General features: G+C 61.0%; 21 protein-coding genes and 4 tRNA genes. 19 read left to right on the forward strand and 6 right to left on the reverse strand.

Features of this window, described 5'->3' with window-relative positions:
- From QKE52_RS04795 to QKE52_RS04805, 3 genes are read left to right on the forward strand one after another with little or no spacing between them, the layout of a single operon-like run.
- Nucleotides 1–444, forward strand: a complete 444-nt coding sequence (locus QKE52_RS04795; RefSeq protein WP_039673566.1) for a DUF3592 domain-containing protein — start codon at nt 1–3, stop codon at nt 442–444.
- Nucleotides 445–452: 8 nt separating this feature from the next.
- Nucleotides 453–1,652, forward strand: coding sequence for a glycosyltransferase family 1 protein (locus QKE52_RS04800; RefSeq protein ID WP_347948277.1), 1,200 nt, complete (start codon nt 453–455; stop codon nt 1,650–1,652).
- Nucleotides 1,653–1,663: 11 nt separating this feature from the next.
- Nucleotides 1,664–2,362, forward strand: a complete 699-nt coding sequence (locus QKE52_RS04805) for a demethylmenaquinone methyltransferase (RefSeq protein ID WP_347948278.1) — start codon at nt 1,664–1,666, stop codon at nt 2,360–2,362.
- Between the two features lie 12 nt (nt 2,363–2,374).
- On the opposite strand, the gene QKE52_RS04810 is transcribed toward QKE52_RS04805, so the two are convergent.
- Entirely contained in the window at nt 2,375–3,613 is a 1,239-nt protein-coding gene (locus QKE52_RS04810; protein ID WP_347948279.1) for a geranylgeranyl reductase family protein, read from the reverse strand.
- A gap of 94 nt (nt 3,614–3,707) precedes the next feature.
- Between QKE52_RS04810 and QKE52_RS04815 the strand changes: the two genes are divergently transcribed.
- From QKE52_RS04815 to rplA, 9 genes are all read left to right on the forward strand, one after another.
- A complete protein-coding gene (locus QKE52_RS04815; protein ID WP_070669545.1) occupies nt 3,708–4,712 on the forward strand; it encodes a polyprenyl synthetase family protein in 1,005 nt (334 codons plus the stop codon).
- A 76-nt stretch (nt 4,713–4,788) separates the two neighbouring features.
- Nucleotides 4,789–4,870, forward strand: a tRNA-Tyr gene (locus QKE52_RS04820).
- 243 nt (nt 4,871–5,113) lie between these two features.
- Nucleotides 5,114–5,189 (forward strand) — tRNA-Thr (locus QKE52_RS04825).
- 34 nt (nt 5,190–5,223) lie between these two features.
- A tRNA-Met gene (locus tag QKE52_RS04830) sits at nt 5,224–5,295 on the forward strand.
- A 129-nt stretch (nt 5,296–5,424) separates the two neighbouring features.
- Nucleotides 5,425–5,500 (forward strand) — tRNA-Trp (locus QKE52_RS04835).
- Nucleotides 5,501–5,524: 24 nt separating this feature from the next.
- On the forward strand, nt 5,525–5,854 hold the full coding sequence (gene secE, locus QKE52_RS04840) for a preprotein translocase subunit SecE (RefSeq protein ID WP_239186779.1): 330 nt from the start codon (nt 5,525–5,527) through the stop codon (nt 5,852–5,854).
- 123 nt (nt 5,855–5,977) lie between these two features.
- On the forward strand, nt 5,978–6,931 hold the full coding sequence (gene nusG / locus QKE52_RS04845) for a transcription termination/antitermination protein NusG (protein WP_347948280.1): 954 nt from the start codon (nt 5,978–5,980) through the stop codon (nt 6,929–6,931).
- Nucleotides 6,932–7,096: 165 nt separating this feature from the next.
- The gene (rplK, locus tag QKE52_RS04850) at nt 7,097–7,540 is read left to right on the forward strand and encodes a 50S ribosomal protein L11 (protein WP_070520976.1); all 444 of its coding nucleotides are present in this window, start codon (nt 7,097–7,099) and stop codon (nt 7,538–7,540) included.
- 110 nt (nt 7,541–7,650) lie between these two features.
- Nucleotides 7,651–8,355 (forward strand): 50S ribosomal protein L1, encoded by a 705-nt coding sequence (gene rplA, locus QKE52_RS04855; RefSeq protein WP_070821634.1) that lies wholly within the window; start codon nt 7,651–7,653, stop codon nt 8,353–8,355.
- A 103-nt stretch (nt 8,356–8,458) separates the two neighbouring features.
- On the opposite strand, the gene QKE52_RS04860 is transcribed toward rplA, so the two are convergent.
- The 4 genes from QKE52_RS04860 to QKE52_RS04875 all read right to left on the reverse strand — a co-directional run bounded on the left by QKE52_RS04860 (nt 8,459) and on the right by QKE52_RS04875 (nt 13,502).
- Complete coding sequence (locus tag QKE52_RS04860; protein WP_347948281.1) at nt 8,459–9,847, reverse strand: Y4yA family PLP-dependent enzyme; 1,389 nt, start codon at nt 9,845–9,847, stop codon at nt 8,459–8,461.
- The gene (locus QKE52_RS04865; RefSeq protein WP_347948282.1) at nt 9,844–11,145 is read right to left on the reverse strand and encodes an FAD/NAD(P)-binding protein; all 1,302 of its coding nucleotides are present in this window, start codon (nt 11,143–11,145) and stop codon (nt 9,844–9,846) included. The genes QKE52_RS04860 and QKE52_RS04865 overlap by 4 nt, the downstream gene beginning before the upstream one ends.
- Nucleotides 11,142–12,158: a pyridoxal-phosphate dependent enzyme gene (locus QKE52_RS04870; protein WP_347948283.1), complete on the reverse strand. Its 1,017-nt coding sequence runs from the start codon at nt 12,156–12,158 to the stop codon at nt 11,142–11,144. The genes QKE52_RS04865 and QKE52_RS04870 overlap by 4 nt, the downstream gene beginning before the upstream one ends.
- Nucleotides 12,159–12,707: 549 nt before the next feature.
- A complete protein-coding gene (locus QKE52_RS04875; protein ID WP_347948284.1) occupies nt 12,708–13,502 on the reverse strand; it encodes a siderophore-interacting protein in 795 nt (264 codons plus the stop codon).
- Between the two features lie 124 nt (nt 13,503–13,626).
- Between QKE52_RS04875 and QKE52_RS04880 the strand changes: the two genes are divergently transcribed.
- From QKE52_RS04880 to QKE52_RS04910, 7 genes are all read left to right on the forward strand, one after another.
- Nucleotides 13,627–14,571, forward strand: a complete 945-nt coding sequence (locus tag QKE52_RS04880; protein ID WP_347948285.1) for an ABC transporter substrate-binding protein — start codon at nt 13,627–13,629, stop codon at nt 14,569–14,571.
- Nucleotides 14,572–15,639, forward strand: coding sequence for an iron ABC transporter permease (locus QKE52_RS04885; RefSeq protein ID WP_347948286.1), 1,068 nt, complete (start codon nt 14,572–14,574; stop codon nt 15,637–15,639).
- Nucleotides 15,636–16,688, forward strand: coding sequence for an iron ABC transporter permease (locus QKE52_RS04890; protein ID WP_347948287.1), 1,053 nt, complete (start codon nt 15,636–15,638; stop codon nt 16,686–16,688). The genes QKE52_RS04885 and QKE52_RS04890 overlap by 4 nt, the downstream gene beginning before the upstream one ends.
- 6 nt (nt 16,689–16,694) lie before the next feature.
- Nucleotides 16,695–17,489 (forward strand): ABC transporter ATP-binding protein, encoded by a 795-nt coding sequence (locus QKE52_RS04895; RefSeq protein WP_347948288.1) that lies wholly within the window; start codon nt 16,695–16,697, stop codon nt 17,487–17,489.
- Nucleotides 17,490–17,827: 338 nt separating this feature from the next.
- Nucleotides 17,828–18,349 carry a 50S ribosomal protein L10 gene (gene rplJ / locus QKE52_RS04900; RefSeq protein WP_010189711.1) on the forward strand — a complete coding sequence of 174 codons (522 nt, stop codon included), beginning with the start codon at nt 17,828–17,830 and terminating at the stop codon, nt 18,347–18,349.
- 86 nt (nt 18,350–18,435) lie between these two features.
- Nucleotides 18,436–18,822 carry a 50S ribosomal protein L7/L12 gene (gene rplL, locus QKE52_RS04905; RefSeq protein ID WP_010189710.1) on the forward strand — a complete coding sequence of 129 codons (387 nt, stop codon included), beginning with the start codon at nt 18,436–18,438 and terminating at the stop codon, nt 18,820–18,822.
- 173 nt (nt 18,823–18,995) lie between these two features.
- Nucleotides 18,996–19,340 carry a HigA family addiction module antitoxin gene (locus QKE52_RS04910; RefSeq protein WP_347948289.1) on the forward strand — a complete coding sequence of 115 codons (345 nt, stop codon included), beginning with the start codon at nt 18,996–18,998 and terminating at the stop codon, nt 19,338–19,340.
- Nucleotides 19,341–19,357: 17 nt separating this feature from the next.
- Here the strand turns inward: QKE52_RS04910 and QKE52_RS04915 are convergent, their stop codons facing one another.
- Nucleotides 19,358–20,602, reverse strand: a complete 1,245-nt coding sequence (locus tag QKE52_RS04915; RefSeq protein ID WP_347948290.1) for an MFS transporter — start codon at nt 20,600–20,602, stop codon at nt 19,358–19,360.
- Between the last annotated feature and the right edge of the window lie 61 nt (nt 20,603–20,663).

The raw sequence follows: 20,663 nt of genomic DNA on the forward strand, positions 1-20,663 counted from the left end.
GTGACCAGGCGGCGGGTGCGCCAGATCATCCTGGTGCTCTATGCGGCGGCGCTGGTGGGCATGGCGGGAATGGTCATTGGGCCTTTTCTCAACGACCGCGCTATTAATGCCAACCCCGGCCGCGCGCTGGCCACGGTGACCGATGTGGGCCGTCTGCGCACCTTCGTGGATTTCCAAGACGGCGAGGGCATCTATCACTCCCCGCCGACCGGTCTGCTCTATCCCACTGGCCTGGGAGAGGGCCAACAGGTGTGGGTACTCTACGCCAAGAACAACCCTGACCTGGTGAAAGTAGAGGGACGTGAGTGGACGCTCTCTATCATCCCGGGGTTGTCGTCGGCACTTGTGGCCACGCTGATCGCGGGCGCGTTGTGGTGGGGGAGTGGAAAAATTAACCGGAATTTAGCGCATCCGTTACCAACGGAGAACTCGGACAAGGAATGATGGGGCGCATGCGTGTAGCTATCGTCGCGGAATCCTTCTTGCCTAACGTCAACGGTGTGACCAACTCCGTGCTGCGGGTGCTCGAATACCTCCACGAGCACGGCCATGAGGCCATTGTTGTGGCCCCCGGTGCCAGGGATGGCCAGGAGGAAATTCCTGACTACTTAGGATTCAGCATCGTTCGCGTCCCCACCGTGCGGGTGCCGCTGGTGGATTCCCTCCCCGTGGGCGTGCCCACGAGTGCCGTGGATGAAGCACTCCGAGCCTTTAAGCCGGACATTATCCACCTTGCTAGCCCCTTCGTTCTCGGTGCGGCGGGAGCCTTCTCCGCGCGCCAATTGCGCATCCCGGCCGTGGCTTTGTATCAGACAGACGTGGCAGGATTTGCTACTAAGTACCACGCTTCCGCCCTAGCTTATGGCGTGTGGGAGTGGCTGCGCACCATTCACAACGCCTGCCAGATGACCCTCGCGCCATCCTCCCTCACCATTGCTGACTTGGAGAAGCACCATATCAAGAATGTGCGCCATTGGGGCCGCGGCGTGGACTCGGAGCGTTTCCATCCGTCGAAGCGTTCGGCCGCGCTGCGCCGCGAGTGGGAGCCGACCGGCCGCAAGAAGATCGTCGGCTTCGTCGGCCGCTTGGCCGCGGAAAAAGGCGTGCACCGTTTGTCGGCGCTTAATGATCGTGAGGATATCCAGCTCGTTATCGTCGGCGATGGTCCGGAGCGCCCGTTGCTGGAAGCGCAGCTGCCGAGTGCGGTCTTTACTGGGGCACTCGGGGGTGAGGAACTCGCTGCGGCCTATGCCTCCCTCGATGTCTTCGTCCACGCCGGCGAGTTTGAGACCTTCTGCCAGGCCATCCAGGAGGCGCAGGCTTCTGGTGTGCCGACCATTGGCCCGCGTGCGGGCGGCCCGGTAGACCTCATTGAGGAGGGCTATAACGGGCTGCTTCTCGACGTTTCAACGTTCGTCGAAGACCTCCCCAACGCCGTCGATGCGCTGCTTAACCCGGAGATCCACGAGGAGCTGCGCGCCAATGCTCGTGAATCCATCTCGACCAAAACATGGCCTGCGCTGTGCGAGCAGCTGCTGGGGTACTACGAAGAGGTCTTGGAGGATGTCCGCGAGGTGCCTCTCACCATCTTGGGCCAGCGCCCAGAGCTGCCGCGTTGGGCCGCTCGCGCTCTTGGTGCACGCGTAGCCTAGACTTGGCTTTTGTGTCTAAGGCAGATCTGGATAAAAAGCCCTTCGATGTCGCGCGCATGTTTGACGCGGTGGGCAAGAAGTATGACATCACCAACACGGTGCTGTCCTTTGGCCAGGACGCGCGCTGGCGCCGTCTGACCCGCGAGCGGCTCAACCTTAAGCCGGGGGAAAAGGTTCTCGACCTCGCCGCTGGTACCGCGGTGTCCACCGTGGAGCTAGCTAAGTCAGGCGCGTGGTGCGTGGCCTGTGACTTCTCGCGCGGCATGCTGGCTGCTGGTAAGGACCGTGACGTGCCGAAGGTCGCCGGCGATGGCATGCGCCTGCCTTTTGCCGATAACACCTTTGATGCGGTGACCATCTCCTATGGCCTGCGCAATATTCACGATTTCGAACTCGGCTTGCGCGAGATGGCGCGCGTGACCAAGCCGGGTGGGCGCTTGGCGGTGGCCGAGTTTTCCAAGCCCGTCATCCCGGTCTTCGGAACGGTGTACAAGGAGTACTTGACCCGCCTGCTGCCGCCGATTGCGAAGGTAGTTTCCTCCAATCCGGAGGCTTACGTTTACCTCGCAGAGTCCATTCGCGCATGGCCGGAGCAGCACGAGCTGGCCGCAGCTATTAACCGCAATGGGTGGGAGCAGGCAGGCTGGCGTAACCTGACGTGCGGCATCGTGGCGCTGCACTCAGCGGTTAAGCCCGACTTTGGGGCCTAAGCCCCAAAGGCCTTAGGCCCAGAGAGGGGTATCGCGGCGCAGCCCGGATACCGCGCCACCAGCTAAACGCCAGGCGCGGGCGATGAGGTCCTTGTCTTCTTCCGTGATGAGGTTGCCCATCAGGCGCGCAGCGGCAGGCATGAGCATTCGGCCGACGGGACCGCGCATGGCGATAGGCCCGGCAAGCGGCAGGAACTGCGGGTAGGTCAAAAGGCGCGCGGCCGTGCGAGCCAACAGGAAAGCTTCTCCGTACTCGGCGCGTAGGCGGTCTGGCCAGGCCAAGGTGAGATCCTTCGTGCCGAGCATGTCGACGGCAAGAGCGGCCGTTTCCAAGCCATAGTCAATTCCTTCGCCGTTGAGTGGATTAACGCAGGCGGCGGCGTCACCGATGAGCATCCAGTTCGCCCCCGCGACACCAGAGACCGCTCCGCCCATGGGCAACATCGCCGAGGTGACGTCGCGGAGCTCGCCGAGGCCCCAGTCCGCTCGCTGTTGATCGGCGTAGAAATCTAGGGCCTTCTTCGTGTTGAGGCGAGCCGGCCGGGAAGCCGTGGAGAGCGCGCCGAGGCCAATGTTGACACCCTGGCCAAGCGGGAAAATCCAGCCGTAGCCGGGCTGGACTACGCCGTCCGAGTCCTTGAGCTCGACGTGGGAATGCATCCACTCCTCGCCATCGTGTGGGGAATCGGCATAGGCGCGCGCGGCGATGCCGTAGACCTCATCACGGTGCCATTGGCGGCCCAGCTGCTTGCCAAAGGTAGAGCGCACGCCGTCGGCAACGATGACCCATTTAGCACTTAAACGCTGCTGGCCCACGGCGAAAGAGGTGAGGCGGTTGCCGCTGAGCTGTGGATCCGTGGCGGTGCCGGTGAAAAGACGCGCACCAGCATCCTGGGCGGCGGTGACGAGGAGCGCGTCAAACTCATAGCGCGGTAAGGCCGTTCCTTCCTGCGAGGGGTATGTCGCTGGCCACGGCGCAGTGACTGAACCGCCGAAGCCGTGCAGCTTCAGCCCACGGTTGCGGTAGGAGGCGTTGACCTCGACGCCGAGAAGATCCAGCTGATGCATGGCGCGTGGGGTGAGGCCATCGCCGCAGGTTTTATCGCGGGGGAAGGGGGAGGCGTCGATAAGCACAGTGTCGTGGCCGGCTCGCGCGGCATGGATAGCGGCTGCCGCACCAGCGGGCCCGGCACCGACAACAGCGACGTCTGCATGGATGGAATCGATCTGCTCCGACATGGGGACTATCATTGCACGGGATAGTGGCCTTGAGTGTGTTGAGGGCCGTGCTATGGGCTACGGTAAGTAAACACTAGGATTTTTGAGTTAATAAGGAACGCGTTTAATGTCACACGGCCAAACTCACGCCAAGCACGTGAACTTGGGGGATGCGCAGCTCACCGAGCGTATCAACGCCGGGATGACTGCCGTTGAAGATCTGCTCAGCGCGGAGCTCGACCGCGGGCAGGACTTCCTCAAGGAGAAGGTACGTCACCTCTCGATGGCTGGTGGTAAGCGTTTCCGTCCGATGATGGCGCTACTGGCCTCCGAATTCGGTGAGCGCCCAGAGTCACCTGAGGTGATCAAGGCAGCCACGGCCGTGGAAATGGTGCACGTGGCCACGCTGTACCACGACGACGTCATGGATGAAGCTGACCGTCGCCGCGGTGTGGAATCCGCAAACTTCCGTTGGACGAATTCCGTGGCGATTCTGGCTGGCGACGCCCTTCTTGCGCATGCCTCGCGGCTGATGAGCCAGCTGGATACGCACACCGTCGAGCACTTTGCCGAGACCTTCGAAGAGCTCGTTACCGGCCAAATGCGTGAGACAATCGGCGCCGGTGAGGCCAATGCGGTGGAGCACTACACGGCGGTTATTCGGGAAAAGACTGCCGTGCTTATTGCCTCCGCCGGCTACCTGGGTGCTTATCACTCAGGCGCAGGCCCGGAGCAATGCGAGGCCCTGCGCCAGATTGGCTCTGCCGTGGGCATGATTTTCCAGATCGTGGACGACATCATTGATATCTTCTCCGACCCTGAGGAGTCCGGAAAGACCCCAGGCACCGATTTGCGCGAGGGCGTTTTCACGCTCCCGGTGCTCTATGCCTTGGAGGAAGAAGGCGAGGTCGGCGACGAGCTGCGTGGCCTGCTCACGGGCCCGCTGACTGACGACGCCTCAGTGGACCGCGCCATCGAATTGTTGTGGAAGTCCACCGGCCGCGACAAGGCCATGGCGGATGTCAACGCCTACCTGCGCGTGGTGGAGGATCAACTCTCGCTCTTGCCCGAGTGCACGGCGAGTGAGGCGCTGCGTCAGCTCGCGGATTACACGGTCCAGCGCGTGGGCTAATTGAGGCTCCTGCCAGCTGATTTGCATGTTGGGCGGGACTTCGTAGTAAAGTACATAACCGCACTCACGAGTGCATGCCAGGTTGCCCGAGCGGCCAAAGGGAGCGGACTGTAAATCCGCCGGCATTGCCTTCAGAAGTTCGAATCTTCTACCTGGCACAGAATGAATCCCGCAGACACAGAAATGTGCCTGCGGGATTTTGTGTTGCGCGGGGACGCGATCGCGGGCACACAGGGCTGGGTCGGGCAAGGGTGGCGTTGAGGGTGTGTTTAAACGCTTCTTCTAAAGGCTTAAAAACATTAACTATGCTGGCGATTTGTGTTGTTAAAGCGTTTCGGGTTAATCTTTTCAAGGCTTCAACGAGAGCACAGCGGAGATTCTCCGTGACTCACAGAGGCTGTGCCCCCTTAGCTCAGTCGGCAGAGCGTTTCCATGGTAAGGAAAAGGTCGACAGTTCGATTCTGTCAGGGGGCTCCATTCATGTTTCCAGACACTTCTGGAAGGTGAATATGGCGGTGTAGCTCAGTGGTAGAGCAAGCGACTCATAATCGCTGTGTCGCGAGTTCAATTCTCGCCATCGCTACCGGGAAGGAAAAGCGCCCGCGTTCAGGGCGCTTTTTTACTACCGACTCCCAGCCTTACACGGCACGTGGTTTCCATGTGGGATCACCGTTCTGGTAGGGTTGTGCGTTGTCCCAAAAAGGGCACGCAAAGGGGCGTGGCGCAATTGGTAGCGCAACGGTCTCCAAAACCGTAGGTTGCAGGTTCGAGTCCTGTCGCCCCTGCCACATCACTTCAAGGAGGAAATCGCCGTGAGCGATGAAAAGCAGCCGAGCACCGGGGCAGCCCGCCCAACCGGCAAGCGTCAGCTCTCTGGCGCAGCGACCACCTCTACTGAGTCCTACACTGACAAGCGCGTCGTGCGCGTCGAGGACAAAAAGGAAGAATCCGCCGGTGGCTCCGTAGCCTCCTTCCCAAGTGAGGTTGTCTCCGAGGTGAAGAAGGTCGTCTGGCCTACTGGCAAGGAAATGGTCCAGTACGTCCTCGTGACCTTCGCCTTCCTCATCGTGCTGACTGCACTTGTCTGGGGTGTTGACACGCTGACTGGCCTCGGAGTTGAAGCGGTCCTCGCGCCCAAGTAGAATCAACCGCATACTTTCATCCCGCCGAATCCCATCAGGGGAACGGCGGGATACTTTTTGCCCTAGCTACCCCCGGGTACCCTGGTGGTGACTAGACGGATTAACACACAGATGGAGCAAACAATGAGCGACGAAACCACTGGCACTTCCCTTGAACAGGCCATGATCGATAACGTCCAGGACCAGGCCGCTGAGGCAGCATCGGCAGCGGAGGCTGCCGACGAGGCCCTAGACACGGCTGCCGCCGAGGGCTCCGAGGCCCCGGAGGCTGCTGAGGAACAGCAGGAGGAGCTTTCCGCCGAAGAGAAAGAAGCAGCCGAGAAGGAAGCCGCTACCAAGGCAGCTGAAGCAGCGCTGGGTGGCGGTGCTGACGATGGTGACGAGGAGGCGTCGGAAAGCGCAGCGGCTGGTGCTGACGCCGCCGCAGCAGAGGCTGAGTACAAGACTCGCCTGCGCGCCTTTACTCGTGAGCTGAAGAAGCAGCCGGGCCAGTGGTACATCATTCAGTGCTACTCCGGTTACGAGAACAAGGTGAAGACCAACCTGGACATGCGCGCCCAGACGCTTGAGGTGGAGGATTCCATTTTCGAGGTCGTCGTGCCGGTCGAGCAGGTCCTGGAGAAGAAGGACGGCAAGAAGAAGGTGGTGAAGCGCAAGCTGCTGCCGGGCTACGTGCTCGTACGCATGGAGCTTAACGACGCTGCCTGGTCCGTCGTCCGCGATACCCCGGGTGTGACGTCCTTCGTGGGTAATGAGGGCAACGCTACTCCGGTGAAGATTCGCGACGTAGCCAAGTTCCTCATGCCGAACGACGCGACCGTTACTCCGGAGAGCTCGGCTGCCGACGCTGACGGCGAGCAGGTCGTCGCCATGCCAGAGAAGGAAGTGGCCAAGGCTTATGCACACGACTTCGAGGTGGGCGAGGCTGTCACCATCCTGTCCGGCCCGCTAGCCTCTGTTTCCGCCACCATTTCCGAAATTGATCCGGAGACCGGCAAGATGCAGGGTCTGGTATCTATCTTCGGCCGCGAGACCCCGGTGGAGCTGTCCCCGACGGAGATCGAGCGTATCTCCTAAAAAGCGATTTTGAGCTGGGCGCACGGTGTTCTAAACTTGAACGCCGTGCGCTTTTGCGCATGTTGAAACGTTCATCCTCCGGTGGCCCACAACGCGTGAGCATCCGGACGGGGTGCTGTTATTCATCGTGGCGGCACCTCGGTACCACAGGAAAGAGGTAATTCGATGGCTCCCAAGAAGAAGGTTACTGGCCTGATCAAGCTCCAGATCGAGGCAGGCGCTGCTAACCCGGCCCCGCCGGTTGGCCCGGCACTCGGTGCCCACGGCGTCAACATCATGGAGTTCTGCAAGGCGTACAACGCTGCGACCGAGTCCCAGCGCGGCAACGTCGTTCCGGTGGAAATCACCGTGTACGAGGACCGCTCCTTCGACTTCAAGCTGAAGACCCCGCCGGCTGCAAAGCTCCTGCTTAAGGCTGCTGGCATCAAGAAGGGCTCCGGCGTTCCGCACACCGACAAGGTTGGCTCCGTGACCTGGGATCAGTGCAAGGAGATTGCACAGACCAAGTTCGAGGACCTCAACGCTCGTGACATCGAGAACGGCGCCCGCATCATCGCTGGTACCGCTCGCTCCATGGGCATCACCGTTGACGGCATCCCGGCTAAGTAATAATCGAATCTTTATCGAATCTTTAGTGCGCGGCACGTCGTGTGCCGCGCGTGGCAGGGCCAGCTTCGGCCCGCTATCACCACATCAATCCAAGAAAAGGAATTGCACTTATGAGCACCAAGTCCAAGGCATACAAGGCTGCCGCTGAGCTGGTAGACCGTTCCCGCCTGTACCGTCCGATCGAGGCCGCCAAGCTGGCCAAGGAGACCTCCTCCAAGAACTTCGACGCCACCGTGGACGTTGTCTTCCGCCTCGGCGTTGATCCGCGTAAGGCTGACCAGCTGGTTCGCGGTACCGTTTCCCTGCCGCACGGCACCGGTAAGGACGTCCGCGTGGCCGTCTTCGCTGAGGGCGACAACGCTGAGGCCGCTAAGGCTGCTGGCGCTGACATCGTCGGCACCGAAGAGCTGATCGCTGCCATCAACGAGGGCAACATCGACTTCGACGTTGCCATCGCTACCCCGGATCAGATGGCCAAGGTTGGCCGCGTTGCCCGCGTTCTGGGCCCGCGTGGTCTCATGCCGAACCCGAAGACCGGTACCGTGACCGCTGACGTGACTAAGGCTGTTGCTGACGTCAAGGGCGGTAAGATTTCCTTCCGCGTTGACAAGGCTTCCAACCTGCACGCCATCATCGGTAAGGCTTCCTTCGACGCTGAGAAGCTGGCTGAGAACTACGGCGCACTGTACGACGAGATCGTTCGTCTGAAGCCGTCCTCCGCCAAGGGCGTCTACGCCAAGAAGATCACCATCTCCACCACCTCCGGCCCGGGCATCCCGGTCGACGCTTCCGTGGAGAAGAACTACACCGAGTAAATCGGTCTAGCGCATCGCGCTAAATGACAAAGGGCTTCGAGGTTTACCTTCGGAGCCCTTTTCATTTACCCAGCCAGTCCCGTGTAGATAGCGGCTGGGATCGCTAGGCGTCGATATCGTCCGGCACCCAGTCGCGGCTGTCTACGTCGAGATAGACATTGCGCGCTAGCGGAATCTGGTGGGAGGCAGATTCCAAAATATGCATGAAGTAGCCGGCGGTGTTCGGGATAGCGAGGGTATCGCCCACCGCAATGCCCTCGGGGAAGTCGAGTTCGCGGCGCAGGATGACTTCATCTTCGATGCAATATGCACCCACCACGAACCCGGTGCGTGGTTCGCGGTCCACCGCACCGCGCTCTCCGGCAGTGGGGACGAGGAGTGGGTCGAGCAAGATATCATCCGCCGCGGTACGGCACTGGGTGCGGTTCATAGCTGCGCCGATGAGGGGCAGGCCGTCGGAGCGCTTTTTGAGGAAGCTGACCTCAGCGAGAATGATGCCGCAGCCATCGAGCAGGCTGCGTCCCGGCTCCAAGTGAAGAGAAATATTTCGCTCGTTCAAGGCACGGGCGGCGGGGCCAAACCCGGCCACCTCACCAGAAAGGAGTTGGTCTAACCACTGGCCGCGGGTGGGCGTCTGCCAGAAGGGGTAGGTATTTGAGAGCGGGTCGGACTTCCACGTAAAAGGCTCACCGGTGCCGGCGCGCTGGGCTGCGATGCGCTGCTGGTAATACCCCCATTGCTCGCGGGATTCGAGGTAGCTCATGGGAACACCGCCGCCGATATCGATGAAGGAAGCAGGCTGGCCAACTAAGCGCAGGTGCTCGATGAGGGCGATGGCCTCCGCGAGTGCGGTGCGGCGGTCCGATTCGCTATAACCATGCAGGTGTACGTGAACGCCGTCAGCGTGGATGGTTTCGGGCCAGGCATGGCTTTGCCATGCGTGAAGGAGCTCACCGAAGCGCGTCGGCGGAAGGTTATCCGGGTTGGGGGCAAGGCGCGGTGCGACGTGCGCGGTGTGGTGGAGGGCCTTGGCAAGGGCAGCGATGCGCTCGGCTTCCGCTCGCGAATCGCAGGAAATGGTGACTCCGCGGTCGATAGCTAGGCGCAGCAACGCGTCGGTCTTAATAGCTGCGCTGAGGATAATCCGCTCGGGCGCGACTCCACGGTTAAGCACTTGGCGCAGCTCATTTTCACTGGCGACGTCCACTCCCAGGCCAGCCTCGCGGGCGGCGTCGACGAAGCACAAGGCTTTATTGGCCTTACGAGCGAAAAATACCTGTGTGTCTACGCCATGAGAGGCGCCGGCATCGAGGAGTTCTTGGGCGTTGCGGCCCAGAGGTGCGGGGTTGAGCACATTAACGGGCGAGCCATACTCGGAGGTGAGGCGGGAGACTTGCTGTGGGTCAGCCACCAATTCTGACATCCATACTTCCCACCGGGCGCGCAGCGCAACGGTGCCATGAACGGGTAACGGGGTGGTGTGGTGGGTCATGGGTTTCCTACTTTCTCTGCCCAGCGGGGGATGTCATCGTGCACGGAACGGTTCAACGAGTCATGGCCAGGAAGCTCAAGCTCATTCATGCGGCCGATCTCCACGACGCCGGGGACATCGTGGAAAGGGGAGGGGGTGGCTTGGGGAGCTACGGTGGCGTCGATAAGCAGGTCAATGCCACCCTGCTCGCGCCAGTGGTCTATCTGGTCCGGGGCGGCGAGGTAGCGGGTATCTACCACGCCGGTGTGGATGAGCTCGAGCAGGCGCCGCGCGGTGACCGGTGGTGGCCCAAAGGCCACGCGCTCGAGGGTGCGCGAGAGCTCACGGAAGCCGGGCATGGGGCCATGAGCCTTATGCCAGTCCACGCATTCTTGAAAGAGCCCCCGAAACGCCGTGCCCACAGCCGCCGCCGGGGTAAGGGGCCCTGTGCCCTCAGCGGCGCGGAGGGAGGCGTCCAGCTCCGCGACGGCATCGCCGGAAAAGTCGTGGCCGTCGAGCACTGCAGCGAGGTCCGCGGCGGAAAACTCCCCCATCGATCCGGCGGCCGCCAGGAGGACGTCGCGCAATTCATCGGCATCTATCACGTCAGCACAGGCGCGCCTTACGTCGTCCGGAATCTCAGGCTGGGGCGCACTCGGAGCGGGCTTGACCTCCATGAAACGTCCGCTGCGGCTCACCGGGAAGATGACCTCGGCGGTATCGCCGTACAGTAGGCAGACATCGATAAAGCTCAAGGCAGCACCGCGCACCCCAATCCGTCGCGGGGCACTGGGCAAATCGGCGCCGAAGTAGAGTCCGGTGACCGGAACACGGGAAGGCTCGTGGACTAAGGCACCGGGGTGGAGGTGATCGTGGCCGGTGCAGACGAGGACTTCGTCGAAGGGCGAGCCATCGACGATGAACCCGCCGTCAGCGGCAGATACCGAACGCACACGCTGGGGCAGGTGTCGAATGTGCACGTGCTGCGGGGCGCGGTACAGGGCAGCAGCCCACGTATCGGCCAGGAATTGCCCCACCTGCGCGCGCGGCGGGAAGGCTTCGGTGGTGGATTCCCCGCGGCGGGTACGCCAAGCGTTGAAGCTATCGTGTGCGGTGGTGACGATGGCGCAATCGACGTTAAGGCGCCACCGCGGCGGCTGCTGCGGGCGATACACCGCGCCGGCGCCAGCGGGGTAGGGATCAAAGACGGTGATATCCACGGGGATGCGGGCGCGCTCGATGAGCTCTTCTACGGCCCACAGCCCGCGTGGGCCGCCGCCGATGATGGCGATGCGGCGGGAAGGTTCTTGCGGGCTCACTCTGAATCCCCTTCGACGCGCGCGGCGAGCTCGGCAGGAGAGATATCGAAGTGCTCGCAGACCCAGGAATCGTTGTAGATGGTATCGAGGTAAGGCTGGCCACCGTCGTGGAGTACGGCCACGACCTCCGCACCGGCCGGAAGGGTAGGCGCGAGACGCTGGAATGCCGCGATGACTGCGCCGCCGGAGGCCCCAGGCAGAAGGCCCTCGGTCTGAGCGAGGCGACGGGCTGCCACAATGGCATCCAGATCAGTCACACGCTCTACTGAGGACGGCGAGAATTTGGTGGATAGATCGGTGACAATGCCAGCTCCATAGCCCGGCAGCACGCGGGTGCCGCGTTGGCCCCCAAACAGCACGGAGCCTTCGGCATCGATACCGATGGTCTCCGTATCGGCGCCAAGCTCAGTGAGCTTGCGCACGCAGCCGCCGAGAGTGCCGGTGGTGCTCATAGCGACGAGTAAGTGGGTGGGCGCCTGTCCAAGCTGGTCCATGATTTCCGTCATCGTGCCTTCGGCGTGGGCGTAAAAGGCGGCCTCGTTGGAGTACTGGTCGAGATTGAAAGAATCGGGGATCTCTTTTAGAAGCTTGGCCACGCGGGTGCGGCGAGCGGTGAGCCAATCGCCGGTTTCCGGGTCCGGGTGATCCAGCAATTCAACATGGGCGCCATAGGCCCGCATCGTGGCCACGGTGGAGGAATTGACGCGCGGATCGACCACGCAGTGGAATTTCATACCGACAAGCGGGGCCTGGCGCGCGAGTGCCATGCCAAGGTTGCCCGAGGAAGACTCCACCAGGGTGGATCCGGGGCCTATGTCGCCGGCGTCAAGCGCGGCTTGGATGAGCGCGCGTGCGGTGCGGTCCTTGGCGGATCCGCCAAGGTTGAATTGCTCTAGCTTGAGGTAGAGGTGCACATCGGTACGGGGATTAATGGCTTCCACGAGCATCAGCGGGGTATGGCCAATAGGTGGTTGGGCTTGAGAATGAATCCGTGGGCTCATCATCAGTCCCATGGTAGACCTTTGCCTGCGGCTTTTCCCGTCTCTAGTGCTGGATTTGTGCAGGGTAATGGCACCTTTCTCACTAACAGGCAATTGGCAGGTTGGTGGTATGGCATTACAAGGAAAGTGCTGCATACTAATTCTTGTGCGTTTGAGAGAGGCGCATGAGAGATAGAGAGAACACCCTGAGTCTTGCAGGGCGGGCGGCGTGAGAAACCGCCTGATAGACAAGACCCCTTACAACGCGGGTTCCGGATTTTACCGGGACCCGCGTTGTACTGTGTGTCCCAAGTCAGGCACTCCATGCCGTGGACTTAAGCGGAGATGCATCAAGCCTAGGACAAACGCGGACGCTGGATGTAGATGGTTCTAGTCAAAAGGTTTTCTTGGGGGCAAACAAACCATATGGAGGAGCGAAGACGGTTCGTTTGGGGGCAGGTGAACCTTCTGACTGAAACCTCTTGACTGCAACCTTCTGATTGAAACCATGTGGAAGCGTGCCGTGTTATTCACCGGCTACCCACTGCCGGTTAAAAGGATTAGATGCGTGCGAAGGCCGCTTTAAGGCCGTGGCTTGCCTTGTATCCAGTACACGGACCAGATGACGTCCTCGCGCGGCACGCCCCAGTCGTGCACCGCTAATGAGCGCACCTCTTTGGCCAGGTCTCCCTCGCCGGACACCCACACCGAATCCGGCGCAGTATCCGCGGTGAAACGGGAGTCAAGAAGCTGAACGGCGCGTGCGCTGTGTTCGTCGTGTGGGGCGACAACCATGGTGAGCGAGCGAACCTTGTTGCGCCACGTCTTTTCAAAGCCGTCTTCAATTTCATCGTCGTCCGCAATCATGGCAACGACGTCGACGCCAGCCAGGGTTTCCGGTGAAGAGGCTTCGTAGTGCTCCAGGATGTGCCACAGCGCCGGAAGGGCGGAGGCGTCCGCGAGTAGCAGTTGTGATTTCCTGGGTGCCTGCCACCGTGCTTGCCCGGTATAAATTCCAGCAGTATCCCCGGGTTGGGCCTTGAGGATCCACCGCGAGCCCGGGCCATTATCGCCATGGGTCACCACGTCGACATCGATGGTGCAGGCTTCGTGGTTGAGTCTGCGAATTGTGTACCATCGCAATTCCGGGCGAACGTCGTCGGGCAATCCGGTGACGGCGGCGCGCACGTTGGCATCGTCGACTGGGAAGAGCGAAAACTCTTGCCCGTCTTGGGGCATGAGGAGTCCAAAATACTCATCAGGCCCGGCTAGGGGGTAGGAGCCAAAGGCTGGCGAGTGGAAAGTCAGGCGGTGCAGCCGCGGCTTGAGGCGGGTGTTTCCTGTGAGGGTGACGGGTAGTAGGCGGTGATGCGTCAAGGGAATTGTTCCTAGGTATAAGGGAAATTTGAATCCATCATAAAGCAGAGGTTAGGCTAGCCTCAAGTATGTTAGGGGTGCGAACGCTTGTCCGCTCGTTCCCATCGAAGGAAAGGTTTATTCCATGGTTGCTATCCACCGGCGCGCGAAAGCCGTGCTCGCGATTGTCTCGGCGGCAGCGATTGCTCTGACAGGGTGCTCGCGCGGAAGCGGCGAGGACACCGCGGGTGCAGGCAGTGCTGATGAGGTGCGGGTTGCGAGCCTGGGGCTGGGCGATGCCGATACCGTACTCGCACTCGGAATCACTCCTGTTGCTGTGGCGCCGTGGGGTTCGCAAGGCGATGGGGATGGCTCAGGCGTTGGCCCATGGGCGAAGGAGCTTCTGGGGGATGCGCAGCCCGAGGTGATCTATAACACTGCTTCCGGGTTTACGGCCGAGGTTCTTGAACAGGTCACGGCCTCGGACCCCACACAGATCATCGCTGTGAACCAGGCAGTGGACCAAGAAGCAAAGAAATCCCTCGAGGATATCGCTCCGCTGACCGTGAAGCCAGAAGGATTCGAGGACTGGCAGATCCCCTGGGAGGAGCAGGTCAAGACCATCGCCGCTGCCGTGGATAAGGAAGAGGAGGGGGACAAGCTCATTGACCAAGCGGAGGAGGCCTTTGAGCAGTTCAGGGCCTCCCACCCGGAGCTGCAGGGTAAGCGAGCAGCCATCGTCATGCCCTATGACGGGAAGCTGGGCCTCTACACGGCAGAGGACGGCCGCGGCCAGTTCATTGAGAACCTCGGCTTTGAGATCCCGCAGGAATTGCAGGGTGATGGTTCCAGCTTCTTCGTGGACTACGCGCCGGAAAACTACACCCAGCTCAACGACGTGGACTATCTGTTCGTCTTGGATTACAACGGTGCGGCCGATGAGCTGAAGAAGGATTCCACGTTCCAGGGCCTAGACGTGGTCAAGGATGGCCGCGTGCGCTACCTGGACACGGACACCGGCAATGCGATGAGCATGCCGAACCCGCTGACGATCCCGTGGGCCGTCGACAAGTTCGAAGAGAAACTCTAAGTGCTCGCTCTACCGAGGAAGGCTGACGCTATCCACGGTGCTGCGAAAATGCGCCACGGTGGCACGGCAGTCGCGCTGGATTCGAGGGGGAGAAGCCGCGCACTGCTCACCACGGCACTAGTGGTGTCGACCCTCCTCCTTCTGCTGTGCTCACTGGTGGTGGGCTCTCGGGCTATTCCGTTGCCTGATCTGCTTTCTGCCCTCCTCCGCGGAGGCGAAGCAGATATCGAGAACATCGTGTGGGATTTGCGTATCCCCCGCACGTTCGTTGCCTACTTCGCGGGAGCGGCCATCGCGGTATCGGGTGTTATCGCTCAGTCCTGGACTAGAAACCCCTTGGCTGATCCGGGCTTCATCGGTATCACCGCGGGGGCCTCGTTCCTGGTTGCCCTCGGGACGGCGCTAGGTGTCGCCACCTCAACCGGGATGCGGACCGCGCTCGCCCTCGTAGGCGCCGGCCTGGCCACAGCATTAGTGCTGGGTGTATCCCGGCGGTTTCAGGATCCCCTGACGCTGGTCTTGGTCGGCGCAGGGGTTGCTGCTGCCTTGAGCTCTGGCGCCATGCTGATCGGCCTGTACTCCACGGATGTCCTCGACAGCATGCGCCGATGGACCATTGGCTCCACGTTTGGGCGCGGTCCAGAAGATGTCGCCATCGCGGGTGCCGGATTGCTTATTGGGTTTTTCATCGCCGCACGTGTGGCGCGCCCGCTCGATCTTCTGGCAATGGGGGAGGAATCCTCGGTTGCTTTAGGCGGTTCTCCCACGTTGGCGCGGCGCGGCGCTGCCTTGAGCATCGTTGTTCTAGCAGGATGCGCAACTGCGGCGACAGGGCCCATTGCCTTCGTCGGATTCGCCATCCCCCATCTGCTGCGCCGGTTCACGGGGCCAGAAGTTACCGCGATGATTGCCCCAGCCGCATTGCTCGGTGGTTGCTCCGTACTCGCTGCGGATATTCTCGGCCGCCTCATCGCGGGCCCCTCTGAGTTGGAGATGTCCATCGTCTTGGCCTTTGTGGGCGCACCATTTCTCATCTGGGCCGTACACCGCGGGGAGCACAAGCTATGAGTGGGCGGGTGAAGGGGGACGTCGTCAAGCAACTGCGTTCCCAGGAGCGGCAGCGCCGGGCATGGATATGGGCGGCCACCTGCTTCTTTGTTCTGGTCGCGGCAAGCTCCTATGTTCTCCTGCTGGGCCAAGGGCCCGTGGACTTGAGCCCGGGGCGGGTCCTGGAGATCCTCAACGGCGGCGGAAGCCGCAGCGAAATCCGCGTTGTCTGGGACCTGCGCATGCCGGTAGCTCTAGCGACCCTCATCGTGGGCGCCGCGCTCGGACTGGCAGGGTCGTGGACGCAATCCATGTCGCGCAATCCGCTGGCCTCGCCTGACATCCTTGGCGTGACTGGTGGCGCGTCCGTCATGGTGGTCCTCGGAACGGTGTTCTCCCGGCCGTTGCTTGCCGACGGACTATCTATGTTCTGGTGGCGGGCAGGACTCGCGCTGCTGGGCGCGGTGCTAGCAGCCATCCTGCTGGTGGCGCTTGGGGGAATTGGCACGAGCAACCGCATCGTCATCGTCGGAATCGCGCTCTCCCTGCTGTTCCAAGCGCTGGTGGCGTATCTCTTACGCGCAGCCGAGCTCCTCCGCGCAGCGCAATCCCAGCTGTGGCTGGCGGGAACCACGGGTTTCGTGCGGATGGAGGTCATTCTTCCTCTGCTCGTGGGGCTGACTCCTTTCGTGGTTCTTGGCCTGTGGTGTGCTCGGGAGCTGCCGCTCCTTGCGCATGATGATCTCTCGGCCCTTTCCCTCGGGGTTAACATCACGCGAACACGCGCGTTGCTGCTGGTGGCAGCTACGGGTATCTGCGCGGTGACCGTATCCGTGGCCGGTCCCATTGGTTTCATTGCACTTCTGGCCCCGCATGTGGGGCGCATTGTTGCCCGGACGCCCACGCCTGTGCCGCTGGTTTCGTGCGCTGCTGGCGCCGCCTTGCTGAGTGCGTGCGCTGTCATTGCTGGAACGTTGCCGATGGACGCTCCGGTGGGTGCTGTCTCCTCCATTATCGGAGGATGTGCCCTGGTCATCTTGGTGTGGAACGCCGCACGGCGGAGAGGATAAGAGCTAGTGAAAGACAGAGAAATTACGGCCACCGGTATTTATGCCGGATATAAGGACGGGGAAGACATCCTGTCGGGTGTTGACTTGGTGGCACGCCCGGGCGAAATCACCACGCTTATCGGGCCCAATGGCTGCGGCAAATCCACATTGTTGAAGACCTTGTCTAAGATTCTTCGCCCGCGGCAGGGGAGCGTGCACATCGGCGAGTTGGACGTGCACGCCATGAGCCCGAAGGAAGCAGCTGCCCACGTGGCGCTTCTTCCGCAGCAGCCGACGGCGCCGGATGGGCTGCGGGTGGGCGAGCTCGTCGCGCGCGGCCGCTACCCGCACCTGGGCCGCGGTCGGGGACTGTCCGCGAAGGACCGCGACATCATCGCGCAGGCCTGCGTGGAGACTGGCATTACGGACTTCATCGACCGTGACATCGCGGCACTCTCGGGCGGCCAGCGCCAGAGGGTGTGGCTCGCGCTGGCCTTGGCGCAGGACACGCCAGTGCTGCTTCTCGACGAACCCACAACCTTCCTCGATCCAGCCCATGCCATCAGCGTTCTGCAGCTCGTGCGCAAGCAAGCCGACGCTGGGAAAACGGTCGTCGTCGTGTTGCATGATCTCATGCTGGCCGGGCAGTACTCCGACACCATGGTGGTCATGAACAACGGCGAGGTCATCGCGCAGGGAACGCCCCGCCAGGCGTTGCGGAAAGAAGTGCTGGCCGCAGCCTATGGCATCGACGTCGAGATCTGGGACGACCCGCGCAGCGACGCCCCCGTCATCGTTCCGCGCGGAGTGCTCAGCGACTGACAACGTTCATACAGGAACCCGCGTCGAAAGCTCTCAGCGGAGCGATTTGGAGTTATGGCAGGTCGGGTTGTAAAGTACCTAGCGAAGTTTGAACGGCCCGCTGAGGCCGAGTCAAAGTTCACCGAAGACCGTCGGTCATCCGGATATCCGGATCGAAGGTTCCTCATCCTAGAGGGCGGCCCACGCAGGAGACACTTTGCGAATAAGCGCGGAATTCCGCGCGCGCCCTGTGCTCTTGCACGGGGCTTTTGTTATTTCGGTTGTCCATCGGGCAAGCGGAGTGGGGAAGGCCCCGGCGGAAAACACAAGAGATGTTTCGAAAGGAGGCGAAGTAGAAAATGGCAAACCCGAAGAACACCGCAGACCTGGCGGCACTGAAGGAGAAGCTCGAGGGTGCAAACTCCATCGTGCTTACCGAGTACCGTGGCCTGACCGTGGGTCAGCTCCAGGAGCTGCGTAACAACCTCGGCTTTGACGTTGAGTACTCCGTCGCCAAGAACACCCTTTTCAAGATCGCTGCCAACGAAGCTGGCATCGAGGGTCTTGACGAGCACCTGACTGGCCCGACCGCTATTGCGTTCATCAAGGGCGAGGCAGTGGATGCTGCGAAGGTCATCACCAAGTTCGCTGATGACAACAAGGCACTCGTTATCAAGGGTGGCTACATGGACGGCAACGCTCTGTCTGCCGACCAGGTTGAGGCCATCGCCAAGCTGGACAACCGCGAGACCACCCTCGCAAAGCTGGCTGGCGCCATGAAGGGTTCTATGGCAAAGGCTGCCGCCGTATTCAACGCTCCTGCAACCAAGATGGTCCGCACCGCTGCGGCCCTGCAGGACAAGAAGGCTGCGGAAGCTTAAGACGCCACTTACAGGCGCACAACTTAAACACACACACTTATCTGGCTGCCTAGTGCGGCTAGGAACAATGAGAAAGGATGCCAATCATGGCTAAGCTCACCAAGGACGAGCTCATTGAAGCTTTCAAGGAAATGACCCTCATCGAGCTCTCCGAGTTCGTCAAGGAGTTCGAGGAGGTCTTCGACGTTGAGGCCGCTGCTCCGGTTGCTGCTGTTGCTGCTGGTGCCCCGGCTGCCGGCGGTGCCGCTGAGGAAGAGAAGACCGAGTTCGACGTCGTTCTGACCGACGCTGGCGCTAAGAAGATCGGCGTTATTAAGGCTGTCCGCGAGATCGTCTCCGGCCTGGGCCTGAAGGAAGCTAAGGAGCTCGTTGAGGGGGCTCCGAAGGCTATCCTCGAGGGTGCTTCCAAGGACGACGCTGAGGCTGCTAAGGCTAAGCTCGAAGAGGCTGGCGCTTCCGTCGAGCTCAAGTAATTCACCTGAATTACTAAAGCTTTCCCGCGCGGCACATTCGCTGCGCGCCAACAACCTCGTTCCGCTTGTGTGCGGTGCGGGGTTGTTCCCGTTTTGTAAGGCCCGACGGCCTTGAATTATGCACTCGCAGTAGCGCATCATATTCAAGTGGACACCCGAAGGAGCTGTTGACGTTGACTTTATCGACTACCACTGAAGCACACACTCATGTTGATGTTGTTCCCGTTCCGCACCCTGGAGAGGTACTTCTCCTAGAATTCCTCAAACCCTGCGGGATTACCCAGTATCGTCTGGCCAACGACATTGGCACTACCCGTTCCCAAGTTTCCAAAATTACCCGCGGTGCGCTCGGTATCAGTGCCGATATGGCTTTGCGTTTGTCGGCCTACTTTGGGAACTCCGCCGAGTTCTGGCTCGGACTTCAAGAGGAATACGATCTGTGGAAAGCTCGCAAGACCACTGATGTCAGCGCCATCGTTCCGTGGAATCACAAAGAAGAGGCCGACTCTCACTCATAGAAACAGTTGACTTGCGCTCATGAGTGGCTAGGGGAGTCCTCTTTCTCCCTCGCGTCTGCTTGCGCAAGGGCGTGATCGGCTCTGCGCACAAAGATGAGGGCAGGCCCGATAGCGAGGAGCCCGGCGAGCGCATTGGCCCACAAACCAGTGGTCAAGGTCCAGCGATGAGACAATGCGGCTAGAGGGGTCGACCACACACTAGAGAGTGAAACGACGGTGCTCATTTGGATATTGGTGACTCGGCCAAATGTTTCTTCGGCCATAAGCCTGTGGAGTGCGGCATAGGTTACCGCGCCGGCGGCTGGGGCTGTAAGAACGGACAGTCCTAGCGGGATGATCATCAACAGGCTGGGGCTGAGCAGGGCACCACATGCGATTGATGCAGCAACCCAGGCACATGTGCCTACCTGAAGGGCTGCGAAGGAAAACTTCTTTTGCATCCAACCCGTCGACAAAGCACCCACAATCCCGATGAGGCCGATGGACGTGCGGGCTAGTCCCGTTACCCATCCAGGGTTGTTCCCCTCCTCCAGTATGAGGACAGCCATGAACAGTGAGCCGTTAATTGCACAGTTCGACAGTGTTTGCATGGCAATGAGCCCGCGAAGTAGGGGCGAGCGAGCCACGATGGCTAAGCCTTCCTTGGTTGTGCGTAGGAGCTTGTTCTCTGCCTTCTTTGCGGGGTCTAGGTTAGCCCTGATGAAGAGGAAGAAGACGATGGTGAGGAAATTTGCCAGACCGACAAAAACGAAGGGCAGTGCCACATTGACTTCTAGAAGTGCGCCGCCCACAGTGGGGCCGATGAGTCCCGCAAATTGCAGACGCGCTTGGATGAGCCCTTGTTTGGCGGCGAGTTGTTCTTCCTCAACGAGCTGGGGCAGGCAAGGGTCGGAGCAAGCTTGGCCTATTCGGTAAAAGAGCATCATGCTCCCGAGTAGCGCACCGAAGACGATGGGGGAGAAGCTTCCGGAGAGGATGAGACCCGCTAACGCGAGGTTGAGCACCCCAGCCAGCGCGTTGGTCACAATGATGAGTGGCTTGCGGCGCCACATATCCGCAAGAGAGCCTCCGATGATGCCGCCTGCCAGTGCAGCTATTCCGGTGATGGTTCCATACAGACCGGCAAGGGTAAGGCTATCGCTCAAGCGTAGAGTGACCACCGGAATAGCAAGCCCGGCTCCTACCCCGGCTATCTGAGCCACGAGGTCTGACCATAGGTAGAGGCGGAAGTCTCTGTTCTTGCGTTGGGGGTCATTCTTCATTGATTACTGCCAATCCCATGATGCGATCTTGAATGTGAGCTGGAGCACTTAGTTTAGGTTA

Origin of the sequence: Corynebacterium sp. c25Ua_47, assembly GCF_039907205.1 — a bacterium.
Lineage (GTDB): Bacteria > Actinomycetota > Actinomycetes > Mycobacteriales > Mycobacteriaceae > Corynebacterium > Corynebacterium hiratae.